This window comes from Proteus sp. G2300 (genome assembly GCF_009915965.1).
GTDB lineage: Bacteria > Pseudomonadota > Gammaproteobacteria > Enterobacterales > Enterobacteriaceae > Proteus > Proteus vulgaris.
On sequence record NZ_JAABNK010000021.1, the window covers coordinates 1 to 20,814 of the forward strand.

Below are 20,814 nucleotides of genomic sequence, written 5' to 3' on the forward strand. Positions count from 1 at the left end.
TTCTTCATCAGACAATCTGTGTGAGCACTGCACATAACACGTATCTCTTAGGTAAGGAGGTGATCCAACCGCAGGTTCCCCTACGGTTACCTTGTTACGACTTCACCCCAGTCATGAATCACAAAGTGGTAAGCGCCCTCCCGAAGGTTAAGCTACCTACTTCTTTTGCAACCCACTCCCATGGTGTGACGGGCGGTGTGTACAAGGCCCGGGAACGTATTCACCGTAGCATTCTGATCTACGATTACTAGCGATTCCGACTTCATGGAGTCGAGTTGCAGACTCCAATCCGGACTACGACAGACTTTATGAGTTCCGCTTGCTCTCGCGAGGTCGCTTCTCTTTGTATCTGCCATTGTAGCACGTGTGTAGCCCTACTCGTAAGGGCCATGATGACTTGACGTCATCCCCACCTTCCTCCGGTTTATCACCGGCAGTCTCCTTTGAGTTCCCGCCATTACGCGCTGGCAACAAAGGATAAGGGTTGCGCTCGTTGCGGGACTTAACCCAACATTTCACAACACGAGCTGACGACAGCCATGCAGCACCTGTCTCAGCGTTCCCGAAGGCACTCCTCTATCTCTAAAGGATTCGCTGGATGTCAAGAGTAGGTAAGGTTCTTCGCGTTGCATCGAATTAAACCACATGCTCCACCGCTTGTGCGGGCCCCCGTCAATTCATTTGAGTTTTAACCTTGCGGCCGTACTCCCCAGGCGGTCGATTTAACGCGTTAGCTCCAGAAGCCACGGTTCAAGACCACAACCTCTAAATCGACATCGTTTACAGCGTGGACTACCAGGGTATCTAATCCTGTTTGCTCCCCACGCTTTCGCACCTGAGCGTCAGTCTTTGTCCAGGGGGCCGCCTTCGCCACCGGTATTCCTCCACATCTCTACGCATTTCACCGCTACACGTGGAATTCTACCCCCCTCTACAAGACTCTAGCCAACCAGTTTCAGATGCAATTCCCAAGTTAAGCTCGGGGCTTTCACATCTGACTTAATTGACCGCCTGCGTGCGCTTTACGCCCAGTAATTCCGATTAACGCTTGCACCCTCCGTATTACCGCGGCTGCTGGCACGGAGTTAGCCGGTGCTTCTTCTGCGGGTAACGTCAATTGATAAAGGTATTAACTTTATCACCTTCCTCCCCGCTGAAAGTACTTTACAACCCTAAGGCCTTCTTCATACACGCGGCATGGCTGCATCAGGCTTGCGCCCATTGTGCAATATTCCCCACTGCTGCCTCCCGTAGGAGTCTGGGCCGTGTCTCAGTCCCAGTGTGGCTGATCATCCTCTCAGACCAGCTAGAGATCGTCGCCTAGGTGAGCCATTACCTCACCTACTAGCTAATCCCATATGGGTTCATCCGATAGCGCAAGGTCCGAAGAGCCCCTGCTTTGGTCCGTAGACGTCATGCGGTATTAGCCACCGTTTCCAGTAGTTATCCCCCTCTATCGGGCAGATCCCCATACATTACTCACCCGTCCGCCGCTCGTCAGCAAGAAAGCAAGCTTTCTCCTGTTACCGCTCGACTTGCATGTGTTAGGCCTGCCGCCAGCGTTCAATCTGAGCCATGATCAAACTCTTCAATTAAAAGTGTTTGATGCTCAAAGAAATCGAAAACTTAGCTATTCATAAATGAATTTACTTTTGTTGTTCACTCTTCAAGACTTGATACATCTAATATTTTAGAAGATATCGTCTCTGCGAGTGCCCACACAGATTGTCTGATAATTTGTTAAAGAGCAGTGCAACATTCGCTGCCGTTTCCGGTCTTCTGCGTTGTTGCGAGGAGGTGCATTCTACATCTTCCTCATTTCGTGTCAAGCGTTTATTTTCAAGGCTTCACACTTTTTTCTTTGTTCTCTCGACTAACTCACTTAGCGTGGTTTGCCGTGACAACGAGGGCGCATTATAGGGAGTTTTCTGAATGTGACAAGTATTATTTTAAAAAAAGCTCTCGATAGCGCATTTAACAATCAACTTGACGGTCAGTGTATGAATTATAGCCACATGACGATTGAAAAACAATCAAACACCTCTCGCTCTATTTAAATTCTTTCTTTATTGATATTCAAGAAACCACAAATAATCGGAAAACACTCTTAAATAGAGGTCTTTTTCCACATATTGGCATACTCATGGATCCCTATGACTCAATATTATGACATTCAACCAATCATTATTTGGCCGTATCTCATACATATCGATTCAGAACTTCTAAAGCTTCCTATTTTGTATACACCAACAGCGAATTCATATCGTTATTCCATAGAGTGACTTATTTTCGATGTTATACTCAAAAGCACATTACTTTATTATTTAACAATCCACTTTCTTAACTATTATGAAACAGAAAACAAAACCTAAATTGACGACAAAAGGGCATCAACGAACCCAAGCGATGATAAATGCCGCTATAGATTGCTTTTTGACTTATGGTTACGAAAAAACATCTCTTGATATGATCATTCAAAAATCAGGAGGATCTCGCTCAACGCTTTATCATCACTTTAAAAATAAAGAAGGATTGTTTTCCGCAGTAATTGAAAACCTAATTGATGATATCTTTCTTGAAGTGCAAAATAAGATGCTAGAACATAAAACAGCCTATCAGCTACTTGAGCACTTTGGTTTTTCATTCATCAATAAATTACTCGAACCTAAAACAATGGGTCTTTATCGTTTAGTTATTGCGGAATCTGTGCATTTTCCTATGTTAGGACAAGCATTTAATCAACTTGCACCTGAAAATAGTTATAAATATTTGGCACAAGAACTCGAAAAATTAGAAGAAATTAAATTAGATTTTGAACAACTACGCCATGTCGCTGGATTTTTTATTGAGATGTTAAAAACAAACTTCTTTATGAAAGCATTAATTACCCCTGATTATTCCCCAACAAATGAAGAAATACGTCAACAATGTAAGTTATGCGCTTTGATTATTGGGGATTACCTTTTATTAGACAAAAAAGAAAAATAATTATTCTCTTTATACTTATACTATACATTAGCCTGTTTACCGATTTGTATTCACAATAGTGGCGGGCTTCAACACCGTTTTCTCAAAAGCGTTATATAAACTCACTCCAACCTCAATACGTACACTCTCCTTTTTTATTCATCATTCGTCATTTTTACATCAACGAAGTTGTACTCATTATTAAAAATTCAAAAAAAAAATTATGTACTATTCAATACACAAAAAACAATGTTAGAATAATTCTGTACTGAACAATACATTTTTTCATTGAGATAACATCATGACAAATAATAAAAATACAATTTCAAGACGCGCTTTTATAAAAGCTGCTGGTGCAGGCTCTTTGGGCCTAGCATTTACTACACCAAATAAAGCTTCAGCAATATCCTCTTCTTTAGATAAGGAAAATAGAAGCTACATCGCGACCAAAAAATCTAAAAAAATCATATATAACGGCTATGTCATAACAATGGACGAAAAATACGGTGATTTAGAGCATGGAGCCGTTCTAATTGAAAATGACACTATTATTGATGTTGGGGATATCTCGAAATTTGCCCACATTGATGCAGAATTAATTGATGCTGAAGGCGGTATTATTCTTCCAGGTATCATTGATAGTCATCGACATACCTGGATGTCTCTTTTAAGAAGCATTTCTGCTGATATGTCATTAGCGCATTTTTTAAACTCCGTTTTCTATGGTATCGGTGCATTAATGGAAGCTGACGATTTAAAAATGGCAACCTTAGTCGGTTCTTTAGAAGCGCTAGATGCTGGGGTAACGACGATTTTAGATTGCTGTGATTGTGTAAACACCCCCCAACATGCCGTAGCTGCTATTGACTCTTTACGTGAATCAGGGATCCGTAGCATCTATGCTTATGGCATGCAGTCTTATGATTATAAAGGTGAAAATAGATTTAAAACACATTCACAACGTCTTGAGACAGCAAAAGAGATCTACCAAAAATTTTATAAAAATAACAATACAATAAACAAAATGGGCGTATTGCTGAGCGATTTTGGGACCATTCCGTTTGAGCATACACGCCAAGAAATTGAGCAAGCCCAAAAAATGGGGATATTTATTGCCTCACATACAGGCGCTGCAGAAAAATCTATTTTATTAAAAGGATTACATGAACTAAAACAAAACAATCTTCTCCATCCTGGTCATCTCCATATCCACTGTACCTCCTTAGATCGTAGTGAATGGGATATTTTATCTCAAACAGGTGGAAAAATATCTATTGCACCAGAAACAGAAATGCAAATGGGAATGGGGAGACCGCCTTTTCGTGCAAGCATTGACCATGGATTTAAGCCTGGATTAAGTACAGATATTGTTTGCGTTGGTTCTGGTGATTTATTTTCACAAATGCGTTTAGGATTACAATTCCAACGTTGTATGGATAATGAAGCGACAGCTAATAGGACAGGTAAAACAACGACTCATATTGATTTAAGTGTGAGAGATGCATTGACTTGGGCAACTCAAGGTAGCGCTGAAGCATTAGGAATGGAAAAACAGATAGGTACTCTTACACCAAGTAAAAAAGCAGATATTATTATTGTATCTCAAAGCAAAGCCTTTGTTCCTTCGAGTTACCCTGCCGGCTCAATTGTATTACAAACTACCGCTTCTGATGTTGATACTGTCATTATTAACGGTGAAGTTAAAAAACGCTTTGGTAAATTGCTCCATCATGATATTGAAAAAATTAGAACAGAAGCAACGGCAACATTAAAACATATTCAAGAAAAAGCAAAAAATATCCCGAATACTTCACCAGAAGAGATTGCTCAGTTTTTTGATATGGCACAAGAGCAAGCAAGAGAAAATTTTGCTCAGGCTTATAAAAAATAAACTCACTCCCTACTAAATAAAAAGCCTACAACGTGAAATTTGTAGGCTTTATTATCAATAATATTATCTATTACTGTTTTGCTATTATCTTATTATCATCTAAATCTAAGATAATCTCTTTACCCGGCAATAACTTACCAGACAAGATATCTTGAGCTAGTGGGTTTTCAACCTCTTGTTGGATGGCTCGTTTCAATGGACGAGCTCCATAAATTGGATCGAAGCCAACTTCACTCAATTTCTCTAATGCAGCTCCAGTGATCGTCACATGATAACCACGCTCTTCCAAACGTTGATATAAACGACGCAACTGAATTTGTGCAATCGCTGCAATGTTTTCTTTACCTAATGGGTGGAATACCACAACTTCATCAATACGGTTAATAAACTCTGGTCTGAAATGATGACCAACAACATCCATCACAATTGTTTTCATTTCAGGATAATCAAGTGTCCCGAAACGTTCTTGAATTAAATCAGAACCTAAGTTCGACGTCATAATCACAACCGTGTTACGAAAATCGACAGTTCTACCTTGCCCATCAGTTAGACGACCATCATCCAATACTTGTAATAAGATATTGAATACATCAGGGTGCGCTTTTTCAACTTCATCTAATAAGATAACAGAATAAGGACGACGACGAACCGCTTCTGTTAAATATCCGCCTTCTTCATAACCGACATATCCTGGAGGCGCCCCCACTAAACGAGAAACGGAGTGTTTTTCCATAAACTCAGACATATCGATACGAACCATTGCATCATCACTATCAAACAAGAAGTTTGCTAGTGCTTTACACAATTCCGTCTTACCCACACCTGTTGGTCCTAAGAATAAGAACGATCCAATTGGACGATTTGGATCAGACAACCCAGCACGGCTACGACGAATAGCATTAGACACAGCACTTACAGCCTCAGACTGGCCAATAACACGTCTATGTAACTCTTGTTCCATTCTTAATAGTTTTTCACGCTCCCCTTCTAACATTCTAGAGACAGGAATACCTGTCCAGCGTGCTAAGATTTCAGCAATTTCAGCATCAGTTACTTTATTACGTAACAGTTTCATATGCTTATCCTCAGCTTTATTAGCTTCGGCAAGCTGTTTTTCTAAAGTTGGAATTTGTCCATATTGGATCTCTGACATTTTTGCCAAATCACCACTACGACGAGCTTGCTCTAATGCAATACGTGCTTGCTCTAATTCTGATTTAATATGCTGAGTTCCTGTCAGCTCTGCTTTCTCTGCTTTCCACTCTTCTTCTAAAGCAGAGTACTCTTTCTCTTTTTCTGCAAGCTCTTCATTTAGCATTTCTAAACGCTTTTTACTTGCATCATCAGACTCTTTTTGCAGTGCTTGTTGTTCCAGTTTCAGTTGAATAATACGTCTATCAAGTCTATCTAATGCTTCTGGTTTTGAATCCATCTGCATACGTAGGCTTGCACCCGCTTCATCAATTAAGTCAATCGCTTTATCGGGTAACATACGATCAGAAATATAGCGATGTGATAAAGTTGCTGCCGCGACAATGGCTGGGTCTGTAATTTGAACGTGATGATGAAGTTCATAACGTTCTTTCAAACCACGTAAAATCGCGATGGTATCTTCAACTGTTGGCTCTGCCACATATACTTTTTGGAAACGACGTTCTAATGCGGCATCTTTTTCAATATATTGACGATATTCATCAAGTGTTGTTGCACCAACACAGTGTAACTCACCGCGAGCTAATGCAGGCTTTAACATATTCCCTGCATCCATCGCACCGTCAGCCTTACCGGCACCCACCATCGTATGTAATTCATCAATAAACAGAATAACGCTACCTTCCTGTTTAGATAAATCATTTAAAACAGCTTTTAAACGTTCTTCAAATTCACCGCGATATTTAGCACCCGCTAATAACGAGCCCATATCCAAAGAAAGTACACGTTTATTTTTTAAACCTTCAGGGACTTCGCCATTAACAATACGTTGAGCCAAACCTTCAACAATTGCCGTTTTACCTACACCTGGCTCACCGATAAGAACAGGGTTATTTTTAGTACGGCGCTGTAAGACTTGAATTGTTCTTCTTATTTCTTCATCACGACCAATAACAGGATCGAGTTTACCTTGTTCTGCTCTTTCCGTTAAATCCACAGTATATTTTTTCAATGCCTGACGTTGGTCTTCTGCATTTTGATCGTTCACTGTTTCTCCACCACGTATTTTTTCAATCGCTATCTCAAGACTCGCTTTATTCGCTCCGGCGGCTTTTAGCATGTCAGCAACTTGACCACCGGTTTCCATTGCAGCTAAAAGAAAGAGCTCTGATGAAATGAATTCATCACCTTTTTTCTGTGCTAATTTATCGCACAAATTAAGGTGCTTAATTAAATCATTCGAGGGATGAACCTCTCCACCAGCACCTTCGACTTTAGGTAATCGAGACAAAGCGTCGTTAATTCGCTCATTAAATTGTGATGCATTAACACCTGTTGATGTTAATAAAGGGCGAATTGAGCCACCTTGTTGATTAAATAACGCACTCAGTAAATGTATGGGTTCTATAAATTGATTATCGTTCCCAAGTGCCAATGACTGGGCGTCTGCGAGAGCTTGCTGGAATTTATTGGTTAATTTATCCAGACGCATAACACCTCCAAGTAAAATTTAAATTAAAATTCGTAACTGGAGAATAGATGAGGTCATTTTGACAATATTCAAGCTCAAAATAAAAATTTTGAGCAAAAATATTCATCAATATTTAAGATAAGTGAGAAAAATCGTTGGTAGAAGTTTATTTAATCCAGATTAATGATGCCATTCTACCTGTTATCTGCTCTCGTCTATATGAGAAGAAGCGTGATTTATCAGTCACAGTACAGAAATCACCACCATAAATCTGTGTCACTCCACTTTCCTGTAAGATTATTCTCGCTAACATATAAATATTAGCGAAGTATTTATCATTATGGGGAATAAATGCAGGATCAAAGGCAATATTTTTTTCAATAAAAGCCAAACGGACCTCAGCCCCTACTTCAAAAGCATTAGGACCAATTGCGGGTCCTAACCATGCCATTATTTGACTTTTAGGCGCTTTGAAGTGCGCAAGTGTATTTTGCAATACGCCATGGCAAAGCCCTCTCCACCCACCGTGTGCTGCACCAACTTCTGTTCCATCGACCGTAGTAAAAAGAACAGGTAGACAATCTGCCGTCATAATTGCACAAACTTTTTTCATTGTAGAGGTATAAAGGGCATCACCTTCTACTTCATTATTTTTCCCAGAATTTAGCGTAACAACATGTGTACCATGAACTTGTTCTAGCCATAGTGGCATTTCCGGCAATTGGGCTTGTTGACAAAGTCTGTGTCTGTTTTCTTCAACACGAGACAATTCATCACCAACATGTGCACCTAAATTAAAGCTATGGTAAGGAGGTAAACTAATTCCCCCTTCCCTCAGCGTACTACAAGCACCAATATTGTCAGGTTGTGGCCAATCAGGAAAAATCAATGAAGTCATTTACCAATCCATTTCATCTTTAAATTGTTCAGCATCATCTTTTAATACATCGATAAGCTTAACCATATCATCAGGTAATGGTGCATGCCATTCCATTTCAATACCTGTGATAGGATGATAAAGGCGTAACATCGTTGCATGTAATGCTTGTCTATCAAACAAACGTAGCATTTCACGCAGTTCTTCTGAAGCACCTTTTAAAGGGCGTGGCCTTCCTGCATAAAGTTGATCACCAATTAAAGCATGATGAATATGTGCCATATGAACACGAATTTGGTGAGTACGTCCAGTTTCTAAGCGCAAACGTAAGCGTGTATGAGCACGGAAATGCTCCATCACACGATAATGTGTTACTGCAGGTTTACCCATTGGGTGCACCGCCATATGTGTACGCTTAGTCGGATGTCGAGAAATTGGTTCATTGACTAATCCTCCCGCCGTCATTCTTCCTGTTGCAACCGCTTCATATTCACGCGTAATTTCGCGACGCTGCAAAGCTTCAACTAAATGAGTTTGAGCGGGAACTGTTTTTGCAACAACCATTAAACCTGTTGTATCTTTATCTAAACGATGGACAATACCTGCACGAGGTACATTAGCAATTTCTGGATAGCGATAAAGTAATGCATTTAATACGGTACCATCTGGGTTACCAGCACCGGGATGTACAACGAGATCTCTTGGCTTATTGATAACTAAAATATCATCATCTTCATAGACGATATTTAACGGAATATTCTGAGGCTCCCAGCGAACTTCCTCTTCAATTAAGGCATCGACTTCAATTTTTTCACCGCCAAGCATTTTTTCTTTTGGCTTATTGATGATTTTATCGTTAACCTGCACTCTATTGTCTAAGATCCACTCTTTTATACGAGATCTTGAATAATCAGGGAACAATTCGGCCAAAGCCTGATCTAAGCGTTGACCCAGCTGCGAATCTGCGACTGTAGCATTAAGTCGTATTTGTTGAGACATAAATAATTTTCTATTAATTAAGTTAGTGTTTTGACGGCACAGCCGTTTCATTTAAAATGAGTTATAGTGTAACCGATTTTAGGGGAGCTTCACGGAGAGACTCCCCAAACCTATTCAGAGGATAATCAATACGTGATGAGACGCATTAAATACCTGGTGGCAGCGGCCACTGTAAGCCTATTACTTACTGGCTGTTCGAGTTCAGACAAAGACACTACTGCCGATATGTCGCCTTCTGAGCTTTACTCAACCAGTCAGGAAAAATTGCTAGATGGCAATTATGGAGCGGCTATCAAACAATTAGAGTCTCTCGATAATCGCTATCCTTTTGGCCCTTACTCTCAACAAGTTCAACTCGACCTGATTTATGCTTATTATAAATCAGCAGAGTTGCCAATGGCGATTTCTGCAATCGACCGTTTTATGCGATTAAACCCAACCCATCCTAATATTGACTATGTTCTTTATATGCGAGGCTTAACCGCTCAAGCATTAGATGATAGTGCATTACAAGGATTCTTTGGTATTGATCGTTCAGACCGTGATCCTCAACATGCAATTGTGGCATTTAAAGACTTCAGTCAATTAGTACGTTACTACCCTGATAGCCTTTACGTCGCTGATGCAACCAAGCGCCTTGTCTTTCTTAAAAACCGTTTAGCGAAGTATGAACTTTCAGTTGCGAAATTCTATACTAAACGAGGGGCTTATGTCGCGGTTATTAATAGAGTAGAGCAAATGATGCGTGATTATCCTGATACACAAGCCACTCGTGATGCGCTTGTCTACATGGAAAATGCCTATAAAGAATTAGGTCTGACACAAGAAGCGGAAAAAGTGGCTTCATTAATTGCAGCAAATCCAGCTTAACTCAAACATCACCATCAAAAACAGCAGCTTATCGCTGCTGTTTTTTATTCTTGTTAGCTAAATTGTCTTTACATTTTATCAGCCCAACCTTTCTAATATGACTGAATAAATACAACTTAACAAGCGGTCTTTTTCAGCTATTTATCATTTGTCACGTTTCTATTACTTGTTACACATACATCTAACAAAAAGTGATTTTGATCATGTTTTTAATTGTATATCACGATATTCTGAAGTTATCGAAGACGGAGTAATTAAGAGGTAACTATATGATTATAAATATTACTAGCAAACAAATGGAAATTACCCCAGCACTACGTGAACACATTGAAAGCCGTCTAACTAAACTTAATAAATGGCAGGTGAATTTAATCAATCCTCGTATTATTCTGACAAAAGATCCTAAAGGTTTTAGTGTTGATGCCAGCATTCATACACCAAATGGACAATTAGTCGCTAATGCACAACATGCCGATATGTATGTTGCTATTAATGATTTATTAGCAAAACTTGAGCGTCAATTAAACAAAGTTCAGCATAAAAATGAATCTCGTCGGGCTAATAACAGCCTGAAAGAAGAAAATTTACTTGTCGATGAAATATAAATAGTAAAGCTAGATTAAAAATTAGAATAAATCACTGACTCAAAACGCCTCTGCGCATCCTTGTGATGCGCTTTTTATTGTATTTCTCTTGACTCCTTTCACATCATCATGTTTGATAGCTATATGTTAAATAATTTACCAAACAATATAATGACGACACATTCGTTTTTGTCTTTCTTCTTTTTCTTTTTACTCTTTCATTAAGAGGCATTGTCATTTCAGAAAGAAAAATAAGAACGACAATAGCCTCCAAAAATGGAGGCTTTTTTATTTATAATGGTACGACGCAAAGATATAGGGCTAAAACATGGAAAAACGCGATTTATTAGCAATCAGAGATAAAATCACAACGTTAGATTCAGAATTACTCACGTTGTTAGCAAATAGACGCCAATTATCTGCTGATGTCGCTCAATTTAAATTGAATACACATCGCCCTATTAGAGATAAGGATCGTGAACGTGAATTACTTAATTTATTAATTGAGAAAGGAAAAAATGTTGGGTTAGATGGTTTTTATATCAGCCGTATTTTTCAAATGATCATTGAAGACTCCGTATTAACACAACAAGCTATCCTACAACAGCACCTCAATGCAACACCAAATGAATCAGCTAGAATTGCTTATTTAGGGCCCAAAGGCTCTTATTCACATATTGCAGCTCGTCAATATGCAGCCCGCCATTTCGATACCTTTGTTGATTGTACCTGCCAAAAATTTGATGATATTTTTACACTGGTTGATACAGGCCAAGCTGATTACGGTTTATTGCCTATTGAGAATACTAGCTCCGGTGCAATTAATGATGTTTACGATTTACTGCAGACAACATCACTGTCTATCGTAGGTGAAATCCGTATTCCTATTAATCACGCACTTTTAACTAGCGTTGATAGTACAACAGAAGAACTACAAATTATTTATAGCCATCCTCAACCTTTCCAACAATGTAGCCATTATTTAAATCAGTATCCAAATTGGAAAATCGAATATTGCGAAAGTACTGCTGCAGCCATGGAAAAGGTTGCATTGGCGCAATCACCTCACATAGCCGCCATTGGTAGTGAAGCGGGTGGTTCTCTTTATGGTTTAAAACCTTTAGCGAATAATTTAGCTAATCAGCAAATAAACGTTACACGTTTTATTGTTATTGCACGAAAAGCTATCGATGTCTCAGAGCAAGTTCCTGCGAAAACAACGTTCTTAATGGCAACAGGACAACAAGCAGGTGCTTTAGTCGATGCTTTAATGATTTTAAAGAAATACGACATTATTATGACGAAATTAGAATCTCGCCCTATTAATGGCACGCCTTGGGAAGAGATGTTTTATATTGATGTTCAAGCTAATCTACGTGATATCAGTATGCAAAAAGCCTTACACGATTTATCACAAACTACGCGTTCATTAAAAGTTCTAGGCTGTTACCCTTCAGAGAATGTTGTTCCCGTTGAAGTCAAATAATCTCACTCAAAGATAAAAGCCAGATAGTAATATAACTATCTGGCTTTTCTGTTCTTATTATAAATTCAATTAATTATAAAAAGCCATACATCGCTGCAAATACCCAACCAAAGACACAGGAAACTGTTACACCAATTAACCCTGGTAGAATAAAGCTATGGTTAATAACAAAACGCCCTATTCGAGTTGTACCAGAACGGTCAAATTGAATGGCGGCTAAGTCACTCGGGTAAGTTGGCAGAATATAGTAACCATAACAAGCAGGTGCAGATGCAATAATATAAGCAGGATCTACACCAATCCCCAATGCTAAGGGAACAATTGCGGCTAAAGCCGCCGCTTGTGAGTTAACAAACTTAGACACTAATAATAAAACAACAGCATAAGCCCAAGGATATTCTCGTACTAATTGCCCTAATGCGGCTTCTATTTCTTTCATATGCGCAGAGAACATGGTTTCTGCCATCCAAGCAATACCATATACAGCAACAATTGCTATCATCCCTGAGCGGAAAACTTCATTTTTAGAAATAAGAGACGGATTCGTTTTACAGATAATAATAATTGATGCGCCCGCTAATAACATAAACATCTGAATAACGAGCACCATAGATAACGGTTTACCATTAAATACAGGACGTATTTCAGAAAAGGCACCTAATATCGCAACAACCGCAATTGCACCTAAGAATATCCACATTGCCACCCAGTTTTTCATCGGCAACTTTTTATCTAAAAGTGTCGCTGTATCACCATAAACATAATCATGGTTTTCAGGAACTGAAATAAACTCTTGGAAGCGTAGATCCTTATCTAAATCCTTACCTCTAAACCAACTAAAAATACCAATCGCTAAAATACCAATAAAAGTAGAAGGAATTGTAATTGCTAATAAATCTAAAAACTCAAGGTGTTTACCATTAAAAGTGACGTCACCTAGCATTGCCACTAAGGTTACAACCGCAACAGACACGGGGCTTGCAATAATTCCCATTTGTGAACCAATAGTACTTGCAGCCATTGGCCTTTCTGGTCGAATATTATTTTTAATCGATACATCATAGATAATAGGTAAGATGGTATAAACAACATGCCCTGTGCCACATAATATTGTCAATGTACAAGTAACGAGTGGGGCAACGATAGAAATGTATTTCGGATTTTTACGTAATAGTTTTTCTGCTATTTGTAGCATAACATCCAATCCACCAGATGCTTGTAATGTTGCTGACGCAGAAACAACTGCAATAATAACGAGCATTACATCAACAGGTGGCTTTCCCGGAGGAAGATTAAAAATAAAAACTAAAATAACAAGACCTACACCACCTAATAGACCTAATGCAATTCCCCCTTTCCTAGCTCCATAGAATAGACACACTAATATAATGGCGAGTTGTATTAAAAAATCCATAAGTTACCCCTTGGAAAATACATCGGAATATAAAAATAATACAATTGGTTTTTTAGCATTTCTTTCAAGAAAAACAGCTTATGAAATATAATCTACGATAACTGTTATATCTATTTTTTTGATCACTGTTATAGTTTTAATAATACATTTTAATTTCATTCAGTTTTAAGATCTCATCAACAAAAAAAATTCAATAAAAAGAAAATATTGAACATTAATAGTTATTTAATTAAACCCAACAATAACAATTAAATAACAATAAATATAAATGACATTAGAGTATTAATAAAAGAAGGTATTTATCTTATTGTTTTTAAATATATATTTAAATTCAGCCACTCTTATTTCCTGAATAAAAGTAGGAAAAATCTATTTATTTTTAATAATTGAAAAACAGGAAAATAATATGAATATTTTTATCATGCTGATTTTAGGTCTATTTTTCACTAACCATGAAAGTAAGATTGATTCAGAAAAGGGCTATTACACTTATTCAGTGAGTCATCAATCACATTTACAACGATGTACAGTGAGTCCATGTCCAGATCCTAAAGACTACTAATTTATAACTATATTATTTTAGAGAAAATTATTATGAAAAAATTATCTATTTTGATACTCTCACTTTTATTTTCTAGTTATGTAAGTGCTCAAATCCATAATAAGAACATAAAAAATAAAACATCAATAAATACGTATTCACAAAGTAAGACTAACACAACAGACTCTAATCGTTGCGTTTGGCCACCTTGCGATGATGAGTGGTAATAAACTAAACAAACCCAATAAATAATTAGCAAAATAAAAGCCGAACAATCACTGTTCGGCTTTTATACTGTTATTCCTTTATACCTTTTATAGGTAGATAAATACTATATATAGCTAAATACGGCTATCATTCGCTTTTTGTAATAATACACCACTCTCTTTCATAAATTGAGAAGCATAATCACCGAACCAATCACTCACGTTATTAAATGAATGAACAAACTCATTCTTTGCATTAATATCTAATAAATAGATAGCTTGGCCTAATGAGTGATGATATCTACGAATTAATTCAATATTTTCTTTTGATGATAAAATAATATCTGCATACAGTTGTGGGTCTTGAGCAAATAGTCGCCCTATCATTGCTAATTCTAAACGATAAATAGGAGATGACAGTCTAAGCAAACTCGCAAGATCAACATTCTCTTTCGCTAAATGCTGACCGTAAGCAAACGTTGTAAAATGCCGAAGTGCTTGAATAAAGCTCATATTTTTATCATGATCTTCTGGTGCGATTGCCTCAATTCTAGCGCCCCATACCATTAATTGCTCTAGCAACCATTCAAACTCTTGATGGTTACGACCCTCACAATAAGCCACAACCTGTTTTGCTAAGCTAGGCACGTCAGGGCCAAACATAGGATGAAGACCTAAAACAGGCCCACTATGTGCTTTTAACATCGCTTCTAAAGGTATTTTTTTAATGGAGGAGAGATCCACAAGTAAACAATTTTCAGGTAAAGGTGGAAGCGACTCGATCACGTCAACAGTTAAATGGATAGGCACACTAATCATGACCATTCCCGCATTCTCAAAAATAGCGGGTGATTTCGTTTGCCATTCATTTGCTTCTAAACTTTCCACTTGATAACCAGAAAGGGTAAATAAACGAGAAAATAGTTTTCCCATTTTCCCCTTCCCCCCTACAATAACAATTTTACCCAGTTGAGGATTTAGCGTTTTAAAACCTTTGTCATTCTCTTTCGTATAAGACTCACGCATCACTCGGCGTAACACATCTTCAATCAAATCTGGAGATATTCCCATTTTCTGTGCATCATTACGCCGAGAAGCAAGCATAGAGGCTTCTCTATCAGGGGCATAAATCGGTAAGCCATGGCGATTTTTAACTTCTCCTACTTCAGCTACCAATTGCATTCTTTTCTCAAGTAAAGAAAGCAATGATTTGTCTACCTGATCAATTTGCTCACGCAAATATTGTAATTCTTCAGCCATCGATGCTTGCCTCTTTTTCTTTATGGTTATCTAGCTTAACTTACTTTTTTAAACAACGCTTCACGCTGGGCTAAAACAGGTGAAATTTGCGCATGTAAATTTCTTAATACAGATTCTGTTGTCTCCCAGCTAATACAAGCATCTGTTACTGAAACACCATATTTCATTTCATTACGAGGCTGTTCTGATGATTGATTACCTTCATTAATATGACTTTCTAACATAATACCGGTGATAGACTCATTACCTTTCGTGATCTGTTCAATCACTGAATCCACCACTGCGGTTTGACGTCGGAAATCTTTATTCGAATTACCGTGGCTACAATCAATCATCAATGAGGGTTTTAAGCCTGCTTTTATCATATGAGCTTCACATTGAGCCACGTCTTCTTCATGGTAATTTGGTGTTTTCCCCCCCCGTAAAATCACATGCCCATCAGGGTTACCTTGCGTTTGTAATAAACACACTTGCCCTGATTGATTAATTCCCATAAAGCGGTGTGGCATAGAAGCTGCTTTCATTGCATTAATTGCCGTATCTAAATTACCATCAGTCCCGTTTTTAAAACCAACTGGCATTGAAAGTCCTGATGCCATTTCACGGTGAGTTTGAGACTCGGTTGTTCTTGCACCAATTGCAGACCAACTAAATAAATCACCTAAGTATTGTGGATTATTAGGATCTAATGCTTCTGTTGCCAAAGGTAGCCCTAGTTGCACTAATTCAGTCAGCAATTTTCGCGCAATATGTAATCCTTTTTCCATTTCAAAGCTACCATCCATAAATGGATCACTAATTAAGCCTTTCCAACCCACTGTTGTACGAGGTTTTTCAAAGTAGACACGCATCACAATGTACAAACTATCACTTAATTCGGACGCTAATGCTTTTAGGCGTTTTGCATAATCGATAGCAACATCAACGTCATGAATCGAACAAGGCCCGCATACCACAAGTAAACGAGGATCACGATGTTGAACAATATCAGAGATTGTTTGACGTGATTGAGCAATGGCATGCAGATCATTGCGACTCAATGGGTATTTTTGTTTTAACTCTTCGGGCGTAATTAAAACCAGCTCTTCGCTGATATTCACATTATTGAGTGCATCTTTTTGCATGATCATAATCGTTACCTTTTTATATCTGTCATTGTGATTTTTGTGTGTCTGAAAGATAAGATAACATGCAATGTAAAGAAATCAATCCATATTTTCAATAATTACGATAATATTGTAACTCAATCTTTACACATACTATTTTAATTATAAATAATCAATAAATAACAATCAGTTATAGACATTAAAAAAATAAAAATGATGTGATAAATATTGAGTCAAAACAATATATCGTAAACATATAATTACACTTTATCTTTTAATGAATCTCAGCATAAGAAGAGTAGAGAAGATAGGGAGATTGAAGTAAAAGAGATAAAAAAAAAGGTCAGCAAATGCTGACCTTTTAACAATAACTTTCGGATGTGCGAAAGCGTATTATTTAGCGTTAAGACGCTCTTTGATACGAGCAGCCTTACCTGAACGCTCACGCAGGTAGTACAATTTAGCTTGGCGAACCGCACCACGACGTTTCACAGTGATGCTATCTACGACTGGAGAGTGAGTTTGGAATACACGCTCAACACCTTCGCCATTAGAAATTTTACGAACAGTAAATGCAGAGTGCAGACCGCGGTTACGAATAGCGATAACCACGCCCTCGAATGCCTGCAGACGTTTTTTAGAACCTTCAACAACCCATACCTTAACTTCTACATTATCGCCTGGACGAAATGAAGGTACATCTTGCTTCATTTGTTCTTGTTCGATTTGCTTAATAATATTGCTCATAATAACTCTCTTACCCTAGGTAAACTGATATTAATGACACCTTGTGTCAGACTTACTCTGCTGTACTTTCCAGATATTCCTGTTGGAACTCTGTTAACAGCACTCTTTGCTCGTCAGTCAGAGCTAGGCTTTCCAGAAGCTCAGGTCTTCTTAGCCAGGTTCGACCCAGTGATTGTTTCATACGCCAGCGATTAATATGTGCATGGTTGCCCGATAGTAGAACTGCCGGAACTTCCATACCATCTAATACCTCTGGGCGAGTATAGTGAGGATGATCCAGTAAACCTTCAGCAAAAGAATCCTCTTTCGCAGAGGCTGCATGTCCGAGAACACCCGGTACAAAGCGTGCTACTGCATCTATCATTATCATGGCAGGTAATTCTCCACCACTTAATACGTAATCACCCACAGACCATTCTTCATCGATTTCTGTTTGAATGACACGCTCATCTATACCTTCATACCGACCACAAACTAGAATTAGCTTCTCATTTGTTGCCAGTTCACAAACTCCTTGTTGATCGAGTTTGCGTCCCTGAGGTGATAAATAAATCACCTTTGCTCCATCACCAGCCGCAGCTTTCGCTTGATGAATGGCTTCCCTTAGAGGCTGTACCATCATCAACATACCAGGACCACCGCCATAAGGACGATCATCAACGGTATTGTGTCTGTCGTATGTAAAATCTCGGGGATTCCAACATTCTACATTAAGCAGACCATGCTTCACTGCCCGACCAGTCACCCCGTACTCGGTTATAGAGCGGAACATTTCTGGAAATAGGCTAATTACCCCAATCCACATTTTAGTGTCCCACTGTTGAGAACCGTTAACCGGATAATCTAAAAACCAGGATCCCAATCAACGATAATTTTTTTCGCTGAGAGATCGACTTTCTTGATAACCTGCCCATCAAGAAACGGAACTAACCGTTCCCCAACACCGAATGCATCTTTCAGATTAGCTTTAATCACCATGACGTCATTTGAGCCCGTTTCCATCATGTCAGTAATGACACCTAAATCGTAGCCTTTGTCAGTTTCAACATGGCAACCCATCAGATCTTTCCAGTAATATTCACCTTCAAGTTCAGGCAGTTGCGATGCATTCACGACAATTTCAACATTCGTCAGGAAATTAGCCGCATCTCTGTCGTCAATACCTTTTAGCTTGACAATAATATCTTGGTTGTGATGTTTCCAACTTTCAATTTCAATAGTTTCCCACTGTCCATGACGCTGAATAAACCACGGTTGATATTCAAAAATGTTTTCGGCATGTTCGGTGGAGGAAAAAACTCTGAGCCAACCACGGATCCCGTAAGGTGAGCCCAACTTACCCATAACAATAGGTTCTACAGGCTCTTTTAAGGTTTTTTGTTCGCTCATTGTTACCACCGCGACAGATTAAGCGCTTTTCTTCGCTGATTTGATCAGGCCAGCAACACGTTCTGAAACAGTTGCGCCTTGAGCAACCCAGTGTTCAACACGGTCTACGTCTAAACGTAATTCTTCTGCATTACCGGTTGCCAGTGGGTTATAAAAGCCTACGCGTTCAATGAAACGACCATCACGCGCATTGCGGCTATCGGTTACTACTACTTGGTAAAACGGACGCTTTTTTGCGCCGCCACGAGCTAAACGAATTGTTACCATAACATCCTCATTAGTTAATAAAACAACCAGACGCCATCGAGGAACGGAGTCCGGTTGTCATATAAAAAGCCCGAAAAGTTTACTCACTTTGGCGAAAAAAGCAATCCAAAGCACGTTTTTTTTCAGGCTTTTTGATTTTATCGGCCTGGAAATCCTGGTGGCATCATACCTTTCATGCTACGCATCATCTTAGCCATGCCACCTTTTTTCATTTTTTTCATCATACGTTGCATGTCATCAAACTGTTTTAACAAACGGTTGACGTCTTGCACCTGCGTACCTGATCCCATCGCAATACGACGTTTTCGAGATCCTTTGATGATTTCGGGTTTTTGGCGTTCTTTTTTAGTCATGGAGTTAATAATCGCTTCCATTTTCACTAAAATTGAATCATCCATTTGTGATTTTACTGCATCTGGCACCTGAGACATACCCGGCATTTTGCTTAACATACTCGCCATGCCGCCCATGTTCTTCATTTGCTTTAATTGATCTAAAAAATCATTTAGATCAAAACCATCACCTTTTTTAAGCTTCGTCGCCAATTTTTCAGCTTGAGCTCTGTCAACTTTGCTTTCAATATCTTCAATCAATGACAGAACATCACCCATGCCTAAAATACGAGAGGCAATACGATCTGGGTGGAAAGGTTCTAATGCTTCTGTTTTTTCCCCAACACCGAGGAATTTAATTGGTTTGCCCGTAATATGACGAATTGATAACGCCGCACCACCACGCGCATCACCATCAACTTTAGTTAAGACAACCCCGGTTAATGGTAATGCTTCATTAAATGCTTTTGCCGTATTTGCAGCATCTTGCCCCGTCATGGCGTCAACAACAAACAGGGTTTCAACGGGATTAATGGCTTTATGAAGGAGCTGGATCTCTTCCATCATACCTTCATCTACGTGTAAACGCCCTGCGGTATCCACCAGTAACACATCATAAAATTGAAGCTGTGCATGTTTTAATGCATTACTTGCAATCGTGACTGGGTTTTCTTGTACGGTAGAAGGGAAAAAATCAACACCAACAGTTTCAGCTAATGTTTCAAGCTGTTTAATCGCCGCAGGGCGATAAACGTCAGCAGAAACAACCAGAACTTTTTTCTTCTTTTTCTCTTTTAAGAATTTACCTAATTTTGCAACACTGGTTGTTTTACCTGCACCTTGCAGACCCGCCATTAAAACAACAGCTGGTGGTTGAGCAGAAAGATCAAGGTCAGTATTGACTTCTCCCATCGCATTGACGAGTTCATTTTGAACAATCTTCACAAACTCCTGACCAGGTGTCAGGCTTTTGTTAACTTCATGTCCTACTGCACTTTCTTTCACTCGCGCAATAAAATCACGAACCACCGGTAAGGCAACGTCGGCTTCTAATAACGCCATACGTACTTCACGCAGTGTCTCTTTAATGTTTTCTTCGGTCAATCTTCCTCGACCGCTTATATTGCGCAATGTGCGCGATAATCTATCACTTAAATTCTCAAACATTATCTTAGCTCAGTGTTAAAGTTGGGCTTATCAGTATGTATGTCATCGATTATATCACGATGACTCGCGGATCTCTGCATAGAGATTT

The 20,814-nt window shown here is 38.8% G+C and carries 16 protein-coding genes, 1 rRNA gene and 1 other annotated feature; of the genes, 5 read left to right on the plus strand and 12 right to left on the minus strand.

Features of this window, described 5'->3' with window-relative positions; all coding sequences use genetic code 11:
• Nucleotides 1–52: 52 nt before the first annotated feature.
• Nucleotides 53–1,595, minus strand: a 16S ribosomal RNA gene (locus tag GWI97_RS09970).
• Between the two features lie 754 nt (nucleotides 1,596–2,349).
• Here GWI97_RS09970 and GWI97_RS09975 point away from each other — a divergent pair.
• Together GWI97_RS09975 and GWI97_RS09980 are read left to right on the plus strand one after the other, a co-directional pair.
• Complete coding sequence (locus GWI97_RS09975) at nucleotides 2,350–2,988, plus strand: TetR/AcrR family transcriptional regulator (RefSeq protein WP_036932559.1); 639 nt, start codon at nucleotides 2,350–2,352, stop codon at nucleotides 2,986–2,988.
• Between the two features lie 280 nt (nucleotides 2,989–3,268).
• The gene (locus GWI97_RS09980) at nucleotides 3,269–4,858 is read left to right on the plus strand and encodes an amidohydrolase family protein (protein WP_052038400.1); all 1,590 of its coding nucleotides are present in this window, start codon (nucleotides 3,269–3,271) and stop codon (nucleotides 4,856–4,858) included.
• Between the two features lie 70 nt (nucleotides 4,859–4,928).
• On the opposite strand, the gene clpB is transcribed toward GWI97_RS09980, so the two are convergent.
• From clpB to rluD, 3 genes are all read right to left on the minus strand, one after another.
• Nucleotides 4,929–7,502: an ATP-dependent chaperone ClpB gene (gene clpB, locus GWI97_RS09985; protein ID WP_036932561.1), complete on the minus strand. Its 2,574-nt coding sequence runs from the start codon at nucleotides 7,500–7,502 to the stop codon at nucleotides 4,929–4,931.
• A 145-nt stretch (nucleotides 7,503–7,647) separates the two neighbouring features.
• The gene (gene yfiH / locus GWI97_RS09990) at nucleotides 7,648–8,379 is read right to left on the minus strand and encodes a purine nucleoside phosphorylase YfiH (RefSeq protein ID WP_036932565.1); all 732 of its coding nucleotides are present in this window, start codon (nucleotides 8,377–8,379) and stop codon (nucleotides 7,648–7,650) included.
• Nucleotides 8,380–9,357: a 23S rRNA pseudouridine(1911/1915/1917) synthase RluD gene (rluD, locus tag GWI97_RS09995; protein ID WP_036932566.1), complete on the minus strand. Its 978-nt coding sequence runs from the start codon at nucleotides 9,355–9,357 to the stop codon at nucleotides 8,380–8,382. It lies immediately after the preceding gene.
• A gap of 135 nt (nucleotides 9,358–9,492) precedes the next feature.
• Here rluD and bamD point away from each other — a divergent pair, with 135 nt between their 5' ends.
• The 3 genes from bamD (at nucleotide 9,493) to pheA (ending at nucleotide 12,297) form a co-directional block, all read left to right on the plus strand.
• Nucleotides 9,493–10,227: an outer membrane protein assembly factor BamD gene (gene bamD, locus GWI97_RS10000; RefSeq protein ID WP_036932567.1), complete on the plus strand. Its 735-nt coding sequence runs from the start codon at nucleotides 9,493–9,495 to the stop codon at nucleotides 10,225–10,227.
• A 269-nt stretch (nucleotides 10,228–10,496) separates the two neighbouring features.
• Nucleotides 10,497–10,832 (plus strand): ribosome-associated translation inhibitor RaiA, encoded by a 336-nt coding sequence (raiA, locus tag GWI97_RS10005; RefSeq protein ID WP_036932569.1) that lies wholly within the window; start codon nucleotides 10,497–10,499, stop codon nucleotides 10,830–10,832.
• 155 nt (nucleotides 10,833–10,987) lie between these two features.
• Nucleotides 10,988–11,104 (plus strand) — a sequence feature (Phe leader region).
• Nucleotides 11,105–11,139: 35 nt separating this feature from the next.
• Nucleotides 11,140–12,297, plus strand: coding sequence for a bifunctional chorismate mutase/prephenate dehydratase (pheA, locus tag GWI97_RS10010; RefSeq protein ID WP_036932570.1), 1,158 nt, complete (start codon nucleotides 11,140–11,142; stop codon nucleotides 12,295–12,297).
• A gap of 73 nt (nucleotides 12,298–12,370) precedes the next feature.
• On the opposite strand, the gene GWI97_RS10015 is transcribed toward pheA, so the two are convergent.
• The 8 genes from GWI97_RS10015 to ffh form a co-directional block, all read right to left on the minus strand.
• Nucleotides 12,371–13,711, minus strand: coding sequence for an anaerobic C4-dicarboxylate transporter (locus GWI97_RS10015; protein ID WP_036932571.1), 1,341 nt, complete (start codon nucleotides 13,709–13,711; stop codon nucleotides 12,371–12,373).
• A gap of 882 nt (nucleotides 13,712–14,593) precedes the next feature.
• Nucleotides 14,594–15,718: a bifunctional chorismate mutase/prephenate dehydrogenase gene (tyrA, locus tag GWI97_RS10020; RefSeq protein ID WP_161751943.1), complete on the minus strand. Its 1,125-nt coding sequence runs from the start codon at nucleotides 15,716–15,718 to the stop codon at nucleotides 14,594–14,596.
• A 35-nt stretch (nucleotides 15,719–15,753) separates the two neighbouring features.
• Nucleotides 15,754–16,848 carry a 3-deoxy-7-phosphoheptulonate synthase gene (locus GWI97_RS10025; RefSeq protein ID WP_036932573.1) on the minus strand — a complete coding sequence of 365 codons (1,095 nt, stop codon included), beginning with the start codon at nucleotides 16,846–16,848 and terminating at the stop codon, nucleotides 15,754–15,756.
• Nucleotides 16,849–17,217: 369 nt separating this feature from the next.
• Complete coding sequence (gene rplS, locus GWI97_RS10030; RefSeq protein ID WP_036932575.1) at nucleotides 17,218–17,571, minus strand: 50S ribosomal protein L19; 354 nt, start codon at nucleotides 17,569–17,571, stop codon at nucleotides 17,218–17,220.
• Nucleotides 17,572–17,623: 52 nt separating this feature from the next.
• Nucleotides 17,624–18,376 (minus strand): tRNA (guanosine(37)-N1)-methyltransferase TrmD, encoded by a 753-nt coding sequence (trmD, locus tag GWI97_RS10035; RefSeq protein ID WP_036932576.1) that lies wholly within the window; start codon nucleotides 18,374–18,376, stop codon nucleotides 17,624–17,626.
• 38 nt (nucleotides 18,377–18,414) lie between these two features.
• The gene (rimM, locus tag GWI97_RS10040; RefSeq protein WP_036932577.1) at nucleotides 18,415–18,960 is read right to left on the minus strand and encodes a ribosome maturation factor RimM; all 546 of its coding nucleotides are present in this window, start codon (nucleotides 18,958–18,960) and stop codon (nucleotides 18,415–18,417) included.
• Nucleotides 18,961–18,978: 18 nt separating this feature from the next.
• Nucleotides 18,979–19,227, minus strand: a complete 249-nt coding sequence (rpsP, locus tag GWI97_RS10045) for a 30S ribosomal protein S16 (RefSeq protein WP_004244772.1) — start codon at nucleotides 19,225–19,227, stop codon at nucleotides 18,979–18,981.
• Between the two features lie 137 nt (nucleotides 19,228–19,364).
• The gene (ffh, locus tag GWI97_RS10050) at nucleotides 19,365–20,726 is read right to left on the minus strand and encodes a signal recognition particle protein (protein WP_036932579.1); all 1,362 of its coding nucleotides are present in this window, start codon (nucleotides 20,724–20,726) and stop codon (nucleotides 19,365–19,367) included.
• Nucleotides 20,727–20,814 lie beyond the last annotated feature (88 nt).